The 18,764-nt window shown below is 69.6% G+C and carries 18 protein-coding genes; 10 read left to right on the top strand and 8 right to left on the bottom strand.

The genetic code is table 11. The features are described 5' to 3' along the window. On the bottom strand, positions 1 to 759 hold the full coding sequence (locus tag BCD49_RS29630) for an SDR family NAD(P)-dependent oxidoreductase (protein ID WP_007507197.1): 759 nt from the start codon (positions 757 to 759) through the stop codon (positions 1 to 3). Positions 760 to 846: 87 nt separating this feature from the next. Between BCD49_RS29630 and BCD49_RS29625 the strand changes: the two genes are divergently transcribed. The 3 genes from BCD49_RS29625 (at position 847) to BCD49_RS29615 (ending at position 4,207) form a co-directional block, all read left to right on the top strand. Next, positions 847 to 1,323 (top strand): Zn-ribbon domain-containing OB-fold protein, encoded by a 477-nt coding sequence (locus BCD49_RS29625; protein WP_007507199.1) that lies wholly within the window; start codon positions 847 to 849, stop codon positions 1,321 to 1,323. After that, complete coding sequence (locus BCD49_RS29620; RefSeq protein WP_071042149.1) at positions 1,320 to 2,534, top strand: thiolase family protein; 1,215 nt, start codon at positions 1,320 to 1,322, stop codon at positions 2,532 to 2,534. The genes BCD49_RS29625 and BCD49_RS29620 overlap by 4 nt, the downstream gene beginning before the upstream one ends. A 110-nt stretch (positions 2,535 to 2,644) precedes the next feature. Beyond that, positions 2,645 to 4,207: an AMP-binding protein gene (locus BCD49_RS29615; RefSeq protein ID WP_007507203.1), complete on the top strand. Its 1,563-nt coding sequence runs from the start codon at positions 2,645 to 2,647 to the stop codon at positions 4,205 to 4,207. 955 nt (positions 4,208 to 5,162) lie between these two features. Here BCD49_RS29615 and BCD49_RS29610 read toward each other — a convergent pair. After that, entirely contained in the window at positions 5,163 to 6,074 is a 912-nt protein-coding gene (locus BCD49_RS29610; RefSeq protein WP_071042148.1) for a helix-turn-helix transcriptional regulator, read from the bottom strand. Between the two features lie 191 nt (positions 6,075 to 6,265). Here BCD49_RS29610 and BCD49_RS29605 point away from each other — a divergent pair, with 191 nt between their 5' ends. From BCD49_RS29605 to BCD49_RS29580, 6 genes are all read left to right on the top strand, one after another. Then, the gene (locus tag BCD49_RS29605; protein WP_071042147.1) at positions 6,266 to 7,243 is read left to right on the top strand and encodes an aldo/keto reductase; all 978 of its coding nucleotides are present in this window, start codon (positions 6,266 to 6,268) and stop codon (positions 7,241 to 7,243) included. A gap of 52 nt (positions 7,244 to 7,295) precedes the next feature. After that, the gene (locus tag BCD49_RS29600) at positions 7,296 to 8,150 is read left to right on the top strand and encodes an SDR family oxidoreductase (RefSeq protein ID WP_083401770.1); all 855 of its coding nucleotides are present in this window, start codon (positions 7,296 to 7,298) and stop codon (positions 8,148 to 8,150) included. Between the two features lie 54 nt (positions 8,151 to 8,204). After that, positions 8,205 to 8,900, top strand: coding sequence for a flavodoxin (locus BCD49_RS29595; protein WP_007507210.1), 696 nt, complete (start codon positions 8,205 to 8,207; stop codon positions 8,898 to 8,900). A 288-nt stretch (positions 8,901 to 9,188) separates the two neighbouring features. Beyond that, entirely contained in the window at positions 9,189 to 10,031 is an 843-nt protein-coding gene (locus BCD49_RS29590) for an SDR family oxidoreductase (protein ID WP_071042164.1), read from the top strand. Positions 10,032 to 10,146: 115 nt separating this feature from the next. After that, positions 10,147 to 11,115, top strand: a complete 969-nt coding sequence (locus BCD49_RS29585) for an aldo/keto reductase (protein ID WP_007507213.1) — start codon at positions 10,147 to 10,149, stop codon at positions 11,113 to 11,115. Between the two features lie 81 nt (positions 11,116 to 11,196). Beyond that, positions 11,197 to 11,580 (top strand): DUF2255 family protein, encoded by a 384-nt coding sequence (locus tag BCD49_RS29580; protein WP_007507215.1) that lies wholly within the window; start codon positions 11,197 to 11,199, stop codon positions 11,578 to 11,580. A 179-nt stretch (positions 11,581 to 11,759) separates the two neighbouring features. Here BCD49_RS29580 and BCD49_RS29575 read toward each other — a convergent pair whose 3' ends face one another. The 5 genes from BCD49_RS29575 to BCD49_RS29555 form a co-directional block, all read right to left on the bottom strand. Continuing rightward, positions 11,760 to 12,191, bottom strand: a complete 432-nt coding sequence (locus tag BCD49_RS29575) for a nuclear transport factor 2 family protein (RefSeq protein WP_007507217.1) — start codon at positions 12,189 to 12,191, stop codon at positions 11,760 to 11,762. 67 nt (positions 12,192 to 12,258) lie between these two features. Next, positions 12,259 to 13,296: a zinc-dependent alcohol dehydrogenase gene (locus tag BCD49_RS29570; protein ID WP_007507219.1), complete on the bottom strand. Its 1,038-nt coding sequence runs from the start codon at positions 13,294 to 13,296 to the stop codon at positions 12,259 to 12,261. Between the two features lie 34 nt (positions 13,297 to 13,330). Further along, positions 13,331 to 14,044, bottom strand: coding sequence for an NADPH-dependent F420 reductase (locus tag BCD49_RS29565; RefSeq protein ID WP_071042146.1), 714 nt, complete (start codon positions 14,042 to 14,044; stop codon positions 13,331 to 13,333). Between the two features lie 137 nt (positions 14,045 to 14,181). Continuing rightward, positions 14,182 to 15,312 carry a phosphotransferase family protein gene (locus tag BCD49_RS29560; RefSeq protein ID WP_007507223.1) on the bottom strand — a complete coding sequence of 377 codons (1,131 nt, stop codon included), beginning with the start codon at positions 15,310 to 15,312 and terminating at the stop codon, positions 14,182 to 14,184. Then, the gene (locus BCD49_RS29555; protein ID WP_007507225.1) at positions 15,309 to 16,388 is read right to left on the bottom strand and encodes a hypothetical protein; all 1,080 of its coding nucleotides are present in this window, start codon (positions 16,386 to 16,388) and stop codon (positions 15,309 to 15,311) included. The genes BCD49_RS29560 and BCD49_RS29555 overlap by 4 nt, the downstream gene beginning before the upstream one ends. A gap of 278 nt (positions 16,389 to 16,666) precedes the next feature. Between BCD49_RS29555 and BCD49_RS29550 the strand changes: the two genes are divergently transcribed. Beyond that, positions 16,667 to 17,251, top strand: coding sequence for a TetR/AcrR family transcriptional regulator (locus tag BCD49_RS29550; protein ID WP_158072973.1), 585 nt, complete (start codon positions 16,667 to 16,669; stop codon positions 17,249 to 17,251). Here BCD49_RS29550 and BCD49_RS29545 read toward each other — a convergent pair. After that, positions 17,225 to 18,397: an epoxide hydrolase family protein gene (locus BCD49_RS29545; protein WP_071042145.1), complete on the bottom strand. Its 1,173-nt coding sequence runs from the start codon at positions 18,395 to 18,397 to the stop codon at positions 17,225 to 17,227. The two genes, BCD49_RS29550 and BCD49_RS29545, sit on opposite strands and share 27 nt — an antisense overlap. Between the last annotated feature and the right edge of the window lie 367 nt (positions 18,398 to 18,764).

Below are 18,764 nucleotides of genomic sequence, written 5' to 3'. Positions count from 1 at the left end.
TCACTGGACCTCGCGACCGCCGCCGAGCATGAGGGTCGCCCCCGTCAGGTAGGACATGTCGTCGCTGACGAGCGCGGCCACCGCCCGGCCGATGTCGGTCTCGGGGTCGCCGAACCGGCCCAGCGGGATCTCCCGCATCACCATCGCGAAGCGCTCGGGGTTGGCCTCGCGATACTCCTCGGCGGCGGGCGACGTCGCGGTCGGGCAGATGACGTTCACGCGGATGCCGTAGCGGCCCCACTCGCGGGCCGCGACCCGGGACAGGCCGCGGATGGCCTCCTTGGCCATCGCGTAGGAGCCGAAGGTGGTGTCGCCGCGGACGCCCGTGGACGAGCCGAAGTTCACGATGCTGCCGCCGCGTTCCTTCAGGTGCGGCAGGCAGGCCTGCATGCAGTAGAGCGTGCCCAGAGCGCCGCTGCGCCAGGCGAGCTCGACGTCGGCGTCCGTGGTCTGCTCGAGCCGGACCTGGACCGAGGACTGCGCGTTGTTGACCAGGATGTCCAGCGCGCCGAACTCGGCGACCGTCGCCGCGGCCATCCGGTCGGCGTCGGCCCGCACGCCGACGTCACCCGTGACCGCGAGCGCGCGGGCGCGGGCGCCCAGGTCGACCAGTTCCTTCACCACGGTGTCGAGGGGTTCGGCCCGCCGGCCGGACACGGCCACGCGGGCGCCCTCCCGGGCGAGCGCATGCGCGATGCCCCGTCCGACGCCCTGGCCGGCGCCCGTCACCAGCGCGACCTGGCCATCCAGTCGTCCCATGCTCGCCACCCCACCTCTTCAAATAGCTAACTTCTCACTATAATTATAGGATGTGACGTGGAGCGCAACAGAGCAGGGAGGCGCCGCATGACCGCTGGCACGGCCACCGGGCCGGTCGACGACGAGGAGGTGCTGCTGGCCTACCCGGACGTACGGCTGGACCGCCTCAATGCCCGGTTCTACGCCGGTCTGCTGCGTCATGAACTGCTGGCGACCCGCTGCGGGGACTGCGGGAACTGGGCGGCCCAGCAGCGCCCGCTCTGCCCGGCCTGCTGGTCGACGAACGTCACCCCGGCGCCGGTGTCCGGGCGCGGGACCGTCCACACGCTCACGCTGCTGCACCAGGGGCCGCCGGCGCCGGACGTCGACTACACGAGGCCGTGGCCGCTGGCCGCCGTCGAGCTTGCCGAGCAGCCGGGCCTGCGGTTCGCCGCCACGATCGTCGACTGCCCGCCCGAGCGGCTCGCCGTCGGCCTGCCCGTCGAGCTGACCTGGATCACCCGCACTGGCGCGCCCTGGTACGCGTTCCGGCCGGCGGCGCCGAGCACGGAGGTACACCAGTGAGCGCGCGCAACCGAGCCAAGGACAAGGTCGCCATCGCCGGGGTCGGCCTGTCGCCGTACGCCCGCGACCGCGGCGCCACGACGGAGCTTTCGATGGTGCTCGAGGCCGCCACGGCGGCAGTCCGCGACGCGGGCCTGACCGGCGCCGACATCGACGGAGTCGTCGGCGGCGGCCTGCTGACCGGGGGGATCGACCCGTCGACGGTCGTGTCGGCCCTGGGCCTCGACGAGGTCACCTACTGGGCGCAGGTGCGCCCGCCCATCATGAACCACCTGCTCGCGGCGATCGGCGCGGTCTGCTCCGGCGCCGCCGAGACCGTCCTCGTCTACCACTCGATGTACCGGGTGAGCGGGAACTCCCGCGGCGCGGGCGCCGACCCGTTCCGCCGCCGCGCCGCGTTCGGCCTGCCGGACGGCCGGGCCGCCACCGGCGAGGGCCACACCGACGGCGAGCCCTACGGGATGTTCGGCTCGATCGGCTACGCGGCCTGGGCGGGCCGCTACCTCGCCGAGTTCGGCCGCACCCGCGAGGACCTCGGCCTGGTCGCGCTCAACGCGCGGGCGAACGGCGCCCGCAACCCGAACGCGGTCATGCGGGCACCGCTGACCATGGACGAGTACCTCGTCGGCCGGATGATCCGCGAACCGCTGTGCCTGTTCGACATGGACGTGCCGGTCGACGGCGCGGACGCCTTCGTCGTCACCACCACCGAGCGCGCCCGCGACCTGGTGACGCCACCCGTGCTCGTGCACGCGGCGAGCATGGGCATRACCCGCCATCCCGAGGAGCACCTTGCCGAGGACCTGTCCGTCACCGGGCAGGCGGTCGTCGCCCGTGACCTGCGAGCCAAGAGCGACCTGTGGATCGAGGACGCCGACCTGTTCCTCCCCTACGACGGCTTCTCGTTCCTGACGCTGCGCTGCCTGGAGACCTACGGCTGGTGCAAGCCGGGCGAGGCCGGCGACTTCCTGCGCGCCCACCGCGCCGACGACACCGGACGGGTCCTCATCGACGGCAGGGTGCCCATCAACCCGCACGGCGGCAGCCTCTCCGAGGGCGGATCGCAGGCCGCCGGCCACGTCCGCGAGGCCGTCACCCAGCTACGCGGCATCGCCGGGGAGCGCCAGGTGCCGGACGCGCGGGTGGCGTTCCTGACGCCCGGCGGCCTGTTCTTCAACGCTCAGGGGCTCGTCCTGCGCACCGACGACTGAACACTCGTGCACGGCCCACCCAGCCGGCCCGGCCGACCCACGATCATCGACCGTCCTCCCGAGCCACCGTCCGCCCGAGCGCCGGCTTCCTTCTCCAGGAGAAGATCGACATGCCTGTGTACCGCCAGACCTTCGGCGACGTCCTGCGCGACCACGCCCGCGCCTTCCCGGACCAGGTCGCCCTGGTCGACGGCGAGACGCGGCTGACCTGGCCGGAGCTCGACAGCCGGGTCAACCGGCTGGCCGACGCGCTGCGCGCGACCGGCACCGGGGAGGGCGACCGGATCCTGTGGCTCGGCCAGAACTCCGCGCGCGTGTACGAGCTGCTGGCGGCGGCGGCGAAGATCGGCGCGATGGTGTGCCCCGGTTACTGGCGCTGGTCGGTCGACGAGATGGCCTTCGCGATCGAGGACTTCTCCCCCACGGTCGTGGTCTGGCAGGACGAGGAGATCGGCGCGACGGTCCGGGAGGCGCGCGCGCAGGTCGGCGACCGGCACAAGGCGCTGTGGCTCCAGCACGACGCCGACGGGCCGGACGCCTACGAGGCGTTCCTCACCGGCGGAGCCGACACCGACCCGGAGACCAAGGTCTCCCCCGACGCCGCCCTGCTGGTCATCTACACGGCCGCCATCTCCGGCCGCCAGTGCGGCTCCATGCTGTCGCACACCAACCTGATCGGCATGGGGATGACGACGGCCTGGGCCGGCGACATCGGCGCCGAGACCGTCTTCCTCAACTCGGGCCCGATGTTCCACATCGGCAACTTCCAGTACTTCGGCGTCTCCACGTTCCTGTTCGGCGGCACGAACGTCGTGCTGCCCCGCGTCGCCGCCGCCGAGGTGCTGCGCCTGCTCGCTGAGGAGCGCTGCACCCATGCCTACCTCATGCCCGCCACGATCGCCGAGGTCGTCGCCCTGCAGGCGGCCGAGCCACGGGACCTGTCCTCGCTGCGAGCGACGTTCGCGGCCCCGCTGTGGAACGGGGTGGTCGAGACCGACCAGAGCCGGTTCGCCCGGATGGGCGGCGGCATGGGGCAGGGCTACGGGCAGACGGAGCTGGCCGGCATGAACCTGCTGCGCTCCTATGGCAACGGCGGGGCGAACGCCGGTCGGCCCTCCCCGCTGCTGCAGGTGCGCCTCCTCGACCCGGACGGGCGTGAGGTGCCCGTCGGGGAGGTCGGCGAGATCTGCGCCCGCGGCGACCTGGTGAACCTCGGCTACTGGAACCGTCCCGAGGTGAACGCCCGCCGCTGGGCGCACGGCTGGTGGCACACCAGCGACGCCGGGCGGCGCGAGGCGGACGGCAGCATCACGTTCGTCGGCACGCTCACCCGCATGATCAAGTCAGGCGCGGAGAACATCTTCCCCGCCGAGGTGGAGCGCGCGCTCGAGGCCCACCCGGCGGTCCGGGAGGCGGCCGTCATCGGCGTCCCGAACGAGCGTTGGCTGCAGGACGTCAAGGCCGTCATCGCGCTCGCCGACGGCGCCGCCGCGGACGCCGCCGAGCTGATCGAACACTGCCGCGCGCTGATCGCGACCTACAAGAAGCCCAAGACGGTCGAGTTCGTCGACGCGCTCCCCCGGGCCGGCGGCGCGGTCGACTACGACGCCCTCGACGAACGCTTCGGCGGCGGCGGCTACCCGGGCGGCAGCCACCTCGGCGCGGGCCACTGACCGCGCGCCCCACAACGTCGTGTGCCCGGCCCAGGCACTCCGGGGCCAGGCACAGGCACTCCGAGTGCCTCGCTTCGCTCCGTCGGGTGCGAGCTACCGCCTTGCGTTCGTCCGGACGTGGATTCGAGCCCCGCCCGCCCCACTACGGAGCGCAACAAGCCCCCGACCTGGTCAAATAGGTTTGACCTATGAGTCGGAATGGTGCGCGAGATGTCATCGTTGCAGGTCAGAACACATGATCAACCGGTTCGTACAATGCCAGACTTCCTGGGACTGCCGGCCTGTCGGTGACTGTCGGTGCGGGATCTGCTTCCTCTGGCATCCGCCGCCCCTCGCCAGCGCTGGCGGCAGGCTCGTCTGGATCACCACAGGCCTGGAGCCTTCAGCAGGTCGAACTGGTAGGAGGAACGTCGGGCGCGACGCTCCTACTGGAGCGGTGAGCATCACGACAAGCAGCCCAGTGGCGAACCGGGATCACTCATGCTGCCGGGGAATGTTAATAGGGCTCTCGCTGGATAACTCCGGCTGCACGACGGAGCGCCTGCCTCGCAGGCTCTCACTAGTCTGAATCGGAACCTTCCTCCACCGGTGGCAGGCGGTCTCCTGGCGAAAGCCCTCGAAAAGATTGGCGATGTCAAGGAGAGCTACCCGTCGGACCCACTTTCGGCCGCAGCGACCATGACCCTTTCGGCACCTGTTCGACATCGGCGAGCGTAAGTCCAGAATCAGCCCGCTTGGCCCGGTTTTCTGCTGGTGCTCCCTGCCTGCCCGCAGCGCGGAGATTGCCTCTTCTCGTTGCGCCGCAGTCATCGGCACGGTCTCGATCTACGCGACCACCGGCCGGCCGGAGGATGCCGGCGAGCTGCTCGGCGTCGGCAGCGGACAGCGGTGCGCGGGCCGCGGCGGCCGTGACCTTTTCGGTATGGCGCGCTGACCAGAAGGTGGCCAGCTGTCATTACGACCCCTGAGGAGAGTCCTTCATCTCGGCAGCGATGGCGCGATCGCCCGGTGTGGTCTCGTCGCCGGTCGCCGTCCACGCGGCGAGCAGTTGCAGTCCGTCGTGGGACGGGGACTGGGGCGGGGCGGAGTAGGTCAGGATGGACAGGTCGGGGTCTGAGGGCAGTGTCAGGATCTCGTAGGTGAGGTCGAGACGCCCGACGACGGGGTGGTTGATCTTCTTCGTTCCGCCGCGGTGGTTGAACACGTCGTGGGAGCCCCACCAGGTGCGGAAGCGGTCGTTGCGGGTGACGAGCTCGCCGATGAGGTCGGTGAGGTCTTTGTCGTAGGGGTCGCGTCCTGCCGCGGCTCGTAGAGCGCCGACCACTTCGGTGGCCTGTACTTCCCAGTCCACCCAGAAGTCGTGGGCGCGGGTGTCGAGGAAGACGAATCGGGCGTGGTTGGGCGGGTGGGTGGGGTCGTCGAACAGGGGGTCGTACAGGGTGCGGCCCATCCGGTTGGTCATGACCAGGTCCATGCGGCCGTTGACCACGCACGCGGGCAGGTCGCTGAGACCCTCGACGATGGCGCGGATGCTCTCGCGTATCTTGACCTGCCGTGGCCGGCGCTTCGGGGTTCCGCGGCCGGCTCTCGCGACGCGGGCCAGGGCGAACAGGTGCTGGCGCTCGTCGTCGGCCAGGCGTAGGGCGCGGGCGAGGGCGGACAGGACGCTGTCGGAGGCACCGGTGAGGTCGCCGCGTTCGAGGCGTGTGTAGTAGTCCACCGAGACACCGGCCAGCTGGGCGACCTCGTCGCGGCGCAGTCCCGGCACCCGGCGCAGGCCACCGTAGGTGGGCAGGCCGACCTGCTCGKGGGTGATCCGCGCCCGCCGGCTGRCCAGGAAACTGCGCACCTGTTCGCGGTTGTCCATACCTCGACGGTAGGCGTCCGGCGTGCAGGGTGGCTGGCCCTGACAGAACCTCCCACCCCTGCCCGGGTCTACCTAGCCTCGTAACTGTCCCGCTCGCCACGGCTGCTCGCCGGGGCCGGCCGCCACGACGAGCCATCGCCTCGCAGACGCGATCACAGGCTGGGGCAGACCATCAAGGAGAGGAAGCCGCCATGCAGTACACCCGTCTGGGCAGCTCCGGGCTGAAGGTCAGCCGGGTCGCGCTGGGATGTATGAGCTTCGGGGACACCTCGCGGATGTCCTGGGCGCTCGACGACGCCGGCGCCGAGCCGATCTTCCGCCAGGCCGTGGACGCCRGGATCACCTTCTGGGACACCGCCAATATCTACGGGCACGGAACGTCGGAGGAGATCGTCGGCCGCGCGATCACGAAGTACACCCGCCGCGACGACGTCGTCCTGGCCACCAAGCTGTTCTCGAAGATGCATGAGGGTCCCGGCGGGGCGGGACTGTCACGTAAGGCGGTCATGGAGCAGATCGACGCCTCCCTGAAGCGTCTCGGCACCGACTACGTCGACCTCTACCAGATCCACCGCTTCGACCCTGAGACTCCGGTCGAGGAGACGATGGAAGCCCTGCACGACCTCGTCAGGGCCGGCAAGGTCCGCTACCTGGGTGCGTCGTCGATGTGGGCGTGGCAGTTCGCGACGATGCAGCACGCGGCGCGGACCCACGGGTGGACGCCGTTCATCAGCATGCAGGACCAGTACAGCCTCCTCGCACGGGAAGAGGAGCGGGAGATGTTCGGCCTCCTCGCCGACCAGGGTGTGGGGTCCATCCCGTGGAGCCCGCTGGCGGGTGGCCGGGTCGCTCGCCCGTGGGGGCAGAAGGACACCGTGCGTGCCAAGGCGAACCCTGACGTGGACATGTTCGGTCGCCCGCTGGTCTTCGACAGCGACCAGGCCATCGTCGACGCCGTAGCCCAGATCGCCGAGGCCCGCGGCATCTCGATGGCGCAGATCGCGCTGGCCTGGGTCCTGAAGAACCCGGTGGTCTCCGCGCCCATCGTCGGCGCCACCAAGAGCCATCACCTCAGCGACGCCGTCGCCGCCCTGGACGTAACGCTCACCGACGACGAGATCGCCGCCCTCGAAGACCCCTACACACCGCGACTGCCGACCTACTTCTAGTCGCTGACATCCCGGGCGACCGCCGACGCACCCTCGTGACGAGGAGCACTGCATGAGCATGTCCACGGCCACGGCCACCGAGGTCGTCGTCGTCATCGGCGCCGGCTCGATGGGCCAGGCCATCGCCCGCCGCATCGGCGTCGGCAAGACCGTCCTGTTCGCAGACGTGAGTCTCGACGCCGCCGAAGCGGCCTCGACGGCCCTGACCACAGCCGGATATGCGACGGCTACCGCCCATGTCGACGTCTCCTCGCAGGACTCCGTCCGAGCCCTGGTCACGGCCGCCACCGACCTGGGCGAGGTCGTTCACCTCGTCCACACCGCCGGGCTGTCGCCCGCGCAGGCCACACCCGAGGCGATCATCCAGGTGGACCTCGTCGGCGTCGCCTACGCACTGGAGGAGTTCGGCGGCGTCATCGCCGAAGGCGGCTCCGGCATCGTCATCGCCAGCCAGGCCGGCCACATGATCCCGCCACTACCCGCCGAGCAGAACCAGGCGCTGGCCGCGACCCCCGCCTCGCAGCTCGCCGCGCTGCCGTTCCTGGCCGCCGATGTCCTTGCCAACTCCGGCATGGCTTATGCCATCGCCAAGCGCGCCAACGTTCTGYGGGTCCAGGCGGCCAGCGTGGTCTGGGGCGACCGGGGGGCACGGCTGAACTCCCTGAGCCCTGGCATCATCATGACCCCGCTCGCCCTCGATGAGTTCAACTCCCCCGCCGGCCCGGCCTACCAAGAGATGATCAAAACTTCGTCCGCCGGTCGTGTCGGCACCCCCGACGAGATCGCTGCCACCGCCGCCTTCCTCATGGGACGCGACGGGGCGTTCGTCACTGGTACCGACCTGCTCATCGACGGCGGCGTGATCGCCTCCATCGTCACCGGCCGCTACAGCCTGTCCCTCGGCTGATCCCAAAGCGATCGCGCGACGACTAGTACTACCGATCACGGCTCAGGAGGCTGCGTGACCTCTACGCTCCACCGCCGGCACCTCCTGCGAGCCGCCGCGCTAGGCGGCATCGCCACGGTCGGCCTCGGCCCCACGAGCTGCTCGCGGGACGACCCACAATCGACGACCTCCACCTCGGCGTCGACCTCCTCGGCCGCGAGACCAGCACTCACGCCGTCGGAGGCGACTGGGCGCGTCCTTCTCGCCTACTTCTCCAGAGCCGGGGAGAACTACTACTACGGCGGCAGGCGCACCCTCACCGTCGGCAACACCGAGAAGCTCGCCACCATGATCGCCGCGAACATCGACTGCGACGTCTACCGGATCGAAGCGGCCGACCCGTACTCGGACAGCTACGACCAAACCGTCGCCCGCAACGTTCAGGAACAGCGCAGCGACGCGCGCCCCGCCATCGCCCGACCACTGCCCGACGTCACCGGCTACGACACGATCCTGCTGGGCAGTCCGATCTGGAACGTACGACCACCGCGCATCATGCTCACCTTCCTCGCCAACCTCGACCTTCAGACCAAAGCCCTCATCCCGTTCACCACCTGCGCCATGAGCGGCCTGGGGCTCACGGCGCAGGAGTACACCGCCGCCGCTCCCCACGCACGCCTCGGCACCGGCCTGGCCGTGCAGGGCGAAAAGGTCGACAACGCGGGCGGCGACGTCGAGCGATGGGTGACGAACACGCTGCGAACCCGCTGAACGCTTCTGAGCGGTCCAGGCCCGGCCGCGCTGCCGCTGGCGAAGCGCGCCGGAGTGGCAGGTTCTGGCCTTACAGGTAATGACAGAACCTGCCTGCTTGCCGGTAGCGCACCTAGCGTAGGAGCCCTACAGGGGCAGCGTGATCCCGAGTTCCGGGCTCCGCGTCAGGGGCAGGGCTGATCCCGGAGCAGCCAGGATCCCCCCACCCTCAACGGCCTGCGGGCCGTGGACGAGGTCACCGCCGCGACGCGGCGTTGGCCACCTTCCCAGACCACCGCGGAGGACGCGATGACAGAACGGACGTGGCTGATCACCGGGGTCAACAGCGGTTTCGGCCGTGAGCTCACCGAGCAGCTCCTCGCCCGCGGCGATCGCGTCGTCGGCACCGTCCGCGACCCCGCCAAGGTGAAGGACCTGACCGACACCCACGGCGACGCCTTCCACGCCGAGGTCCTCGATGTCACCGACACCCCGGCGATCCACACGGTCGTCAACCGCGCGTTCGCTATCGCGGGGCGGCTCGACGTCGTCGTTTCCAACGCCGGCTACGGGCTGTTCGGCGCGGCCGAGGAACTCAGCGATGCCCAGATCGACCACATCATCGCGACCAACCTCACCGGCTCGATCCAGGTCATCCGCTCCGCGCTGCCCCACCTACGCGCTCAGGGCGGCGGGCGGATCATCCAGATCTCCTCCTACGGCGGGCAGGTCGCCTTCCCCGGAAACTCGCTCTACCACGCCACCAAATGGGGTATCGAAGGCTTCGCCGAGTCCGTCGCCCAGGAAGTAGCCGGCTTCGGGATCGGTGTGACGATCGTCGAGCCCGGCGGCGCGCGCACCGAGTTCCGGTACGGAAGCGCCCAGGTCGCCGACCTTCTGGACGTCTACGACGCCACCCCGGCGCATGGCTTCCTCGCGATGCTCGACCCGGCGAGCGCGCCCGCGGCCGGTGACCCGGCGCGGATGGCCGCCCGCATCATCGACAGCGTCGAGGTCGAACCCGCGCCCCTGCGCCTCGTCCTGGGGTCCCAGGCGCTCGACACGACCCTGGGGACCCTGCGCGCTCGCATGGACGGCTTCGAACGCCAGCGTGATCTCGCGGTTTCCACCRACCACGCGCCCGGCGAGTAACGCGAGCGATCCGCGCCCCGGTTGCCGCGTCGGAGGCAAACCCCGACGCGCACGATGCGTGGACGGYGTCAGAAGAGCTGAGAAGCCAGACCGGACCGAAGAGGAGCGAAGAGAGATGAAGAAGCGATTCCTGGGGACCAGCGGCCTGGAAGTCTCGGCAGTCGGCTTGGGCTGCATGAGCCTGCGCTCACGCGACGAGGCCCTACCCCTGATCCGCCGCGCGATCGAGTTGGGCGTGACGTTCTTCGACACTGCCGAGGTGTACGGCGGGCGTACCAACGAGGCGTTCCTCGGCGAGGCACTGCAGCCGGTGCGCAACCAGGTGAAGATCGCCACGAAGTTCGGGTTCAACCTCGAAGACGGCCGCCAGGCGGGCCTCAACAGCCGGCCCGAGCACATCCGCGAAGTTGTCGACGCCTCCCTGGCCCGGCTGCGCACCGACCACATCGACCTGCTCTACCAGCACCGCGTCGACCCGGATGTGCCGATCGAAGACGTCGCGGGAACCGTGAAGGAGCTGATCGAGGCGGGCAAGGTCGGCCACTTCGGCCTGTCCGAGGCCGGGGTCGAGGTCATCCGCCGCGCCCACACAGTGCAGCCGGTCACCGCCCTGCAAAGCGAGTACTCGCTGTGGTGGCGCGAGCCGGAAGCCGAGATCCTGCCGACCCTGACGGAGCTCGGCATCGGGTTCGTCCCCTACAGCCCACTCGGCAAGGGCTTCCTCACCGGAAACATCACCTCGGTCGCCGACATCTCCAGCGCGGACGACTTCCGGACGATCTTCCCCCGATTCACCCAGGACACGATCGAAGCCAGCCAGGGCCTGGTCCACCTGCTGCAGCGCATCGCGAGGCGCCACGGCGCGACCCCGGGACAGGTCGCGATCGCATGGATTCTCGCCGGCAACCCCTGGGCGGTGCCGATTCCCGGCACCCGCCGCATCGAACGGCTGGAGGAGAACGTCGGCGGCGCCACCGTCGCGCTCACCGACGAAGACCTCGCCGAGATCCAGCAGGCCGCCGACGCGTTCCAGCTCACCGGCGACCGCTACCCCGAAGCGATGCAGAAGCTCATCAACCGCTAAACCCGAGCCCGGCGGTCGAGCCAGCCAGCGAAGGCTGACCGACGCGTGACAGACCGACCTGGCCTTGCCCAAGGAGGCACGATGAGCACCTGGACCACCGAGGACCTCGACCGCATCGGCCGGGCCGAGGAACTGCGCCTCGCGTCCCTGCGCGCCGACAGCACGCTGCGCCGATACGTGACCATGTGGGTCGTCCGGGCCGGTGACGAGGTGTACGTCCGTTCGGCCTACGGTGCGGACAACCCGTGGTACCGCAGGGCGAAAGCCAGTGGCGCGGGCCGCATCCGCGCCGGCGATCTAGAACGCGACGTCTCGTTCGCCGACGCGGGAACGGACTCCGACACCCAGGCCGCCATTGACGCGGCCTACCACGCCAAATACGACCGATACGGCCCGGCGATCGTCGGATCGGTCACCGGGGACAAGGCCGCCGAAGTGACGATCCGGCTACTGCCACGGCCCTGACCGCAGCCAGAACCGCCCGCGCGTGAGCCCGTCGACGCAGCGCCAGAGCAAGGGCACACTGTCCTCCAGCCCACTCGCCGGCGGCCGATTGTCCGGCCGCCACTGGGCTGCGCCCAGACCGATTCGAAGTCACCGGCATGCAGGCGGTTAGCTCATCGCTTTGACCTCGCTCAGTTACGTCAGGCGTCAGGGGCGGCTGGGTGATTGACGAACCATTTGTTCTCCTCGACGAGCCGTTCGCTTTTCCATCCCTGTAGGGTGCGGACCATGTCGTGGTGGTAGTAGCCGCCGCAGTAGCTCATCTCGGGCATCCCTGGCAGCTGCATCGGGTTGTAGAACATGGCGAGCACCTTCGCCCTGTCGCCGTCGAGGTCGATTTCGACGTTGCTGATGAAGTGCTGCGTCATCGGCGTCTTGCTGAGGTTCGCCTCCAGCCACGCCGCGACCTCGTCGCGGGAACCGACGGCTGAGGTCACTGACCGGTAGTCGAGGAACGCGTCTTCGGTGAACAACGTCCTGAACAGCTCCCAGTCCCTCAAGTCACAGCTCCGTGCGTAGCGGGCGAGCAGCTCGTGGATTTCGATCTTGTCGGACAGCGCCTGCAGGTCCATCTATTCCTCCTCGCGCCGTTGCCGGCGGCCTGTAGCGGAAGATCGTTCGGATTCGCTCGGTGGGCGTTCAGGAGAGTTGCAGCGAGACGCGCACCGCGTCGCGGCCGGCGACACGGCGGTCCAGGAGAGCGAAGGCGTCTTCGAAGCGATCGAGGGGGAAGGTCTCGCCGGCGAGTTCGGCGGTCGGTACCTTGCCGTCGTTGATGAGCTGGACTGCGTGGGCGGCGTCGAGCCCGGCGCCGCCTTGCATGGTGATCTGCCGGAAGACGAACTGGTTGCTGTCCAGTCCGTTCACCGGGTTGTCTTTGAAGCCGGCGACGACGATCGTGCCGCCTCGACCGACGAGATCCATCGCCACGTTGACTGTCTGCGAGGATCCCGACGACGCGTCGATCACGACGTCGGCCATCCGGCCGCCGGTCAGGTCGGCGAGGCGTTCGGTCGCGTTCTGTTTCTGGACGTCGATGACGTGATCGGCGCCCACCCGCAGCGCGCAGTCGAGCCGGGACTGGTCCTGGGTCAGCCCGGTGACGACGATGGTGCCCGCGCCGGCGGCGCGGGCCGCGACCACGGTGGCCAGGCCCATGTGGCCGGGCCCCTCAACGACGACGGTGTGGCCTTCTTTGACGGGGCGGACCCAGGTCACGGTCGAGGACAACGCCTCGAAGATCGTGAGTTCGGCCGCGGGGAGGTCCTCGCGCAGCCGGTAGACCGCCGAGCCGGGCAGGAGTTCCAGGTATTCGGCGTAGCCGCCGTACAGGCCGGAGCCCTCGTTCACCGAGAAGTCGATCCCGTAGGCGCGGGTGCCACCATCCGGTTTGATGATGATGGTCCGGACCGCGACCCGGTCGCCTTCGGTGACTCCCCAGTCCTCGGCCGTCCGCCGGTCGATCTTCTCGATGCGCCCGACGATCTCGTGTCCCGGGATCACGGGGAAAGCTCCGCCCCGGGGCGTGCGGCCGACACCGTGGAACTGGTCGACGTCGCCGTGACACAGCCCTGTTGCCTCGACCCGGAGCACGGCGCCGCCCGGCTGGGGATCGGGAACCGGCAACTCCCGCTCCTCCCAGGTCCCATCACCGTTGAAAACAATCGCGCGTCCCACAAGTGCTCCCTTTGTTCGATGGATCGTGAGTCGTCTAGCGGACGGCGGCGTCGGCCAGTTCTTTCACGCGGGCCGCGGGCACCGGAATGCCCGGCGTCTCGAAGAACCAGCGACCGCTTTCTTCCTGGTTCATGCCTTCGGGCCGGGGTGGCAGGTAGGGGTCGACGTAGATCGGGGTGCCGGGCTGGCTGCGCCAGCTATCGGCGAGGGTGCCGATATCGACCGCGTCGTAGCCGAGGGAGTCCAACAGTGCGGTGAYGTCCGCTTTGGCGGCGGGGTCGTCGCCGGCGATCGGTAGGGCGCTGCGGTCGGGAGCGCTCGCGGGCCGGGCGAGGGTGAACAGGTGGTGGAAGTCGATGTTGTTGAACGCCTTGACCACCCGGGCATCGGGCAGGTGGCGCTGCACGAGGGTGCTGGAGGTCAGCGTGCCTGCTTCCAGTTCGGCGAGGGTGCCGTCGCGCTCCGGGTAGTAGTTCATCGTGTCGACCACGGTTTTGCCTGCCAGGGCCGACGCGGGAAGGACCAGGTAGCCGCCGAGCGGGATCGTCGCCACGACCAGGTCACCGGCCTGCGCGGCTTCGATCGGCGTTGCGGCGTGCGCCCGCCCGCCCAGCTCGGTGACGAGCGCGGCGAGGGTCTCTGGGCCGCGCGAGTTACTCAGGACGACGTCCAGGCCGGCGGCGACAGCGAGGCGCGCGAGCGTGCCGCCGATCATTCCGCTGCCGATGAGCCCGAGGGTCTTGGTCACAGTGCGTTGTCTCCCGCCTCAGCGGACCAGGGGCGCCGGCCGGGAAAGGCGGCGCCGCTGGGCCTTATGTCGAAGAAATCTGGTGTCGTGCGATGGACCGCACCTTCAAGCCGGACAGCTGTCCTTTTGGACGTCGATCAGCGACGTCGCAGATCGGGGACGAGCGGGACGACACCGGGCGGAGGCGTCAGGTCCAGCAGCCCGGATATCAGCTCGATGTGGTAGCCCCGCACGAGGCGGACGCGGGCGTCCTCGGCGCTCAGATGCCCCTGCTTGACGCTCATCGTGTAGAGCTTCGCGAAGATGGCGGCGAGTCGGTAGGCGCCGAAGACGAGGTACCAGTGCAGGTCGGTGGCGCGTTGACCGCTGGCCTCTTCCCACAGATCGACCAGCTCGTCGTTGGTCCCGATGCCGGCGAGCTGGTGGCGTTCCCACCGTTGCATGATGATCCACCAGGCGAGATCGGTCTGGGGGCCGGCGAGTGAGACGAGGTCCCAGTCGAGCAGTCCCACCGGCGTGAAATCGCGGTAGATGACATTCGGGAGTCGGCTGTCGCCCCACGACAATGCGGTGGTGTTCGGTTGGTGGGCGAGCAGCCATTGCTCGCATTCCTGGGTGAGGGGCAGTGGTTCGTCCAGGCCGGCCCATTGCAGGGACCGGATCCAGTAGTCGAGGCAGTCCCCAGCGCCGCTGTCGGTGCGGCCGGTCCGCAGGAACAGGAACGGCTCGCGGTCGAGGCGGTGGACCTCGGCCATCATCCGCACGGTGCGTTCCCACAGGACGCGCCGCTGGGCGGGTTCGGCGTCGACGACGAATCCCTCGTTCTCCCAGGAGGGAGTGTCGGAAGGGACGACCCCGTCGATCTTCTCCATCACGAAGAAGGGTGCGCCGACGATGGTGGCGTCAGGTCCGTAGCCGAGCACGTCGGGCGTGGGGATCGAGGGGAAGGCCATCATGGCCTCGTACATCCGGTAGTGCCGGTGCAGGTCGTAGTCCAGGTAGAGCGGGTCGGCCGGCGCGAGCCGCGCGACATAGCTCTCGGTCCTGCCAGCGGCGGCCCCGGTGGTGCGGCGCAGCGGGAACATCACGGTCTCGTTCGCGATGCCGGTGCCGCCCGGGGTGCTCAGAGCGCCGATCTCGGCTGCCGGGTCGTCGAGGCGGTCCCGTAGCCAGCCCTGCAGGCCGCTGCGGATGCGGTCGAGCGTCTGGGTCTGTTCCTTCAGGTGCCATCCCGATCCGACTAAGTCGGAGCCGTCCGAGCCGGTCACGCGCTCGCCCCTGTGGTCGCCGCGGCGGCGGTGCCGTGGTGTGGTTCGGGTGCGAGGTTGTTGAGGCGGTCAGAGCGTTCGCTGTAGAAGTAGCCGGTCTCGCCGTCCCAGTCGGCGTGGCCGTGGCTCAGGACGTACATGATGCTGTCGCCGTCGAGGTCCTTGCCGACCGCGAGGCTGCGGCTCATCGAGGTCCACAGCGAGCGGTCGCATTCCAGCTGGACCTCGATCAGGCCGCCGGACCATTCGAGGGCGACGGGGAGAGTCTCGCCTTCATGGCGTAGTTCGAGGAGGCGGGGTGCGGTGACGACGCGTGCGTGTTCGAACTTCCCGTCCACGAACACGTAGCCGCCCTCAAGCGTGATCAGCCCGTCCTGCTTGAAATAACGGGAGAAGCCCCAGGCACGGCCGCTGTCCGGGTAGACGCAGCCGAGGATCACATGCCCGCCCCAGCCGGTGAGGGTCGCGTGGCTGCGCGGGCCGCGGGAATGGTCGCGCCAGCCGTAGCCGGAGAACGGGATGGTGCCTTCGGCGAGGGTGACGGTGCCGGTGGCGCGCACGAGCTGCTCGTAGTGTTCGCTCGCCCAGTCGTGACCGTCCATGCTGCCGCCGCCCGAGGCGAGCAGGCTGGCCGTGCGAGCGTCCCAGGCGGGGGTCACGCACTCGACCTCAAGGTCGACCGCGAGGGGCTTCGTCCAGCCGTCGCGGGCCACGCCGGCGAGCATCTCCGCCTCAGGGGTGTGCAGACCGGCGCCGTCGAAGGTCACCTGCCAGCGCCGCCACGGCTCGCGTTGCCGGAACTCCAGCCCGGGGCCGGCCGGTCGCCGTTCCGGAGCCGTGTGGTGGTAGCCGCGCAGCGACAGGGCGCCGTCATGGCCCGGCAGGAGCGCGAGCACCCGGTCCTCCCACATCGTCCACTTTCCGGGGACCGTGCCGAGATGCAGCCAGAGCGTGACTCCGGAGGTCGGGTCGTACACCGCGAACAGCAGGTTCTCCGACCACATGGGCACGTCGGGGCACTCGGCCACGATGAAGTCCCGCTCATCCGGCAGTCCCGACGACATGTCCACCGTCATGACAGCTCCTTCGGGTCGATGGGTGGGTCGATGGATCTGGGCGTGCGGGCTGCGGCTTAGATCGCCAAGCCGCCTGCTCGCCGACGTCGGCGAGTTCGGCCGTCGGCTGGGACCCATCCGGCGGGCGGGCTGCCCCACCTCCGCTCTGATGACGACCAGTTCGTGCTCGCTACCTGCCGGGGCGCGTCCCTGATTTGCGAGACTTTTTGTCTCGTTGAACGGCCACAGTACCCCAAGCCGCTACGCTCGTCACCATGCCTGGGTCTCGCCGCGGTCGAGTGCGCAGCGAGACAGCGCGGCACGCCGTCCTCGAAGCCACCCGCGACCAGCTGAGCGAGTGCGGCTACGACAAGCTGTCGATCGACCGCGTCGCGGCCGCGGCCGGCGTCGGCAAGCAGACCGTCTACCGCTGGTACCCGTCGAAGAGCGCCCTGGTCGCCGAGTGCGCCCTGGAGGGCTACTTCCTGGCCGACAGCATCGCGGTCCCCGACACCGGTGACGCGTACCGTGACCTCCGGGACTGGTTGCGCGCCTTCGCCGAGCACAACAGCGAGCCGCACACCGCGTCGCTGTTCCGCGCGTCCGTGGCCGCGACGGCCGACAGCGAGGACGTCGCCGCGCGGTTCCACGAACGCTTCATCGGCTCCCTCGAAGAGGCCCTCGCGGCCCGGATGCGCGCGGCCGAACGGGCCGGCCAGATCCAGGCCGGTAGCTCGCCAGCGGTCGTAGCTCAGGCCCTCGTCGGCGGCATGATCTACCGCGTTCTGAACCGACGGCCGCTCACCGCGGGCGCCGCCGACGAGCTCGTCGACGCCGTCTTCGCCGGCATCGGACAGCTACCGGGCGCGGTCAAGCTCGCGTAGCGGCCGGAAGAACGCACGCAGATCGTCGACGAGGAGGCCCGGTTCTTCGGCCGGGGCGAAGTGACCGCCGCCGGGCATCCGCGTCCAATGCACCAGGTTCGCGTGCTGCTCAGCCAAGGCCCGGGGCACATGCGTCAGCTCGCGCGGGAACACCGCGATTCCGGTCGGTGCCTCCAGGGCCGGTTGACGGTCGTGGGAGGCGGTCCACGGCAGCCGGAAAGAGTCCGCGTAGAACCGCAGCGAGCCGCCGACGGTGCCGGTCAGCCAGTACAGCGCGAAGCTCGTGATGAGCTCGTCGCGGCTGAACCGGCGTTCCACCTCGCCGTCGCAGTCGCTCCACGCCTGCCGCCGCTGCACCATCCACGCCGCCAGACCCACGGGGGAGTCCTGCATCGCCCAGGCGAGAGTCTGCGGTTCCAGGGTGTGGGTCAGAAAGTGGGTGAGGTTCGCCTGCGGACTACGGCGGGCATCGAAGTAGCCAACCTCGTCAGGCGCGAAGTCCTCCCTGCGCAGACTGGCCGTGTCGGCGCCGAGCAACGCGGGGTACGTCAGGTGCGCCCCGATCAGCCGGTCGGCGAACTCATGCGCCAGCTGCGCCGTGACGAACGCACCCGAATCGCCACCGTGCGCGCCGAACCGCTCATAGCCCAGCTCGGCCATGAGGTTCACCCATAAACCCGCGGTCCGCMGCCAGCCAACGCCGGACGGCGACGGTGCGGAGAACACCGAACCGGGCAGCGAGGGCACCACGACGTCGAACGCGTCGTCCGGGTCACCGCCGAACCGCTCCGGGTGCGCGAGTGGCTCGATCACCTTCGCGAAGTCCCAGAACGTCCACGGCCAACCGTGCGAGAGCACAAGCGGCAGCGGCGCCGGCCCCGAGCCACGCTCGTAAAGGGCGTGGACGGTCACCCCGTCGATCTCACCGCGCACATGAGGCCACCGGTTCATCGCCGCCTCATGATCTTGCCAGTCGTACTCGTCCCGCCAGTACCTGACCAGGTCCCGCAGATACCCGCCAGGCACCCCGTAGCCCCACCCCTCGCCTCCCGCCGCTTCGTCCGCCCACACCGCCGAACGCAGCCGCTCGCCGAGCAGATCCAGCCGATCCTGGCCGATCTTGATCTGGAAGGGTTCAAGGGTCACGGCGGTGCCTCTCGCATCGTGGGTGTCCGCGTCATCCGCTGGGGCGGGCGGCAACCGAGCAGCGTAGAGACAAGGCCGGGCCGGCCACCGCCTCTGTCACCGCGCGAAGGCGAGCGCCCACGTTGAGCCGTGYGGGACGCATCGGCCCGAGCGCACAGGACGACTCCGGATGCCAACGCCGCGATGACACCCCGGCGGATCAACGCATACCGGCGATCCGAGCACGAAGGCTTCGCCGCCTGCACCGAGTCCGGCAGAGACAGCCCGCCGAACGGGGAGTGCTTCAAGATCGGTGTTTCCGGCCCGACACGCCGGGCCTCGGGTCCGGCGGGATGGGCACTGTGAGTGATGACATCGGGTGATATGA

Origin of the sequence: Pseudofrankia sp. EUN1h (assembly GCF_001854645.1) — a bacterium.
Taxonomy (GTDB): Bacteria; Actinomycetota; Actinomycetes; order Frankiales; family Frankiaceae; genus Pseudofrankia; species Pseudofrankia saprophytica.
This window is presented reverse-complemented; position numbering and strand designations above follow the sequence as displayed.

Coding starts and splice junctions, on each gene's coding strand:
- BCD49_RS29630 (WP_007507197.1), bottom strand. CDS start 759: ATGGGACGACTGGATGGCCAGGTCGCGCTGGTGACGGGCGCCGGCCAG.
- BCD49_RS29625 (WP_007507199.1), top strand. CDS start 847: ATGACCGCTGGCACGGCCACCGGGCCGGTCGACGACGAGGAGGTGCTG.
- BCD49_RS29615 (WP_007507203.1), top strand. CDS start 2,645: ATGCCTGTGTACCGCCAGACCTTCGGCGACGTCCTGCGCGACCACGCC.
- BCD49_RS29585 (WP_007507213.1), top strand. CDS start 10,147: ATGAAGAAGCGATTCCTGGGGACCAGCGGCCTGGAAGTCTCGGCAGTC.
- BCD49_RS29580 (WP_007507215.1), top strand. CDS start 11,197: ATGAGCACCTGGACCACCGAGGACCTCGACCGCATCGGCCGGGCCGAG.
- BCD49_RS29575 (WP_007507217.1), bottom strand. CDS start 12,191: ATGGACCTGCAGGCGCTGTCCGACAAGATCGAAATCCACGAGCTGCTC.
- BCD49_RS29555 (WP_007507225.1), bottom strand. CDS start 16,388: ATGACGGTGGACATGTCGTCGGGACTGCCGGATGAGCGGGACTTCATC.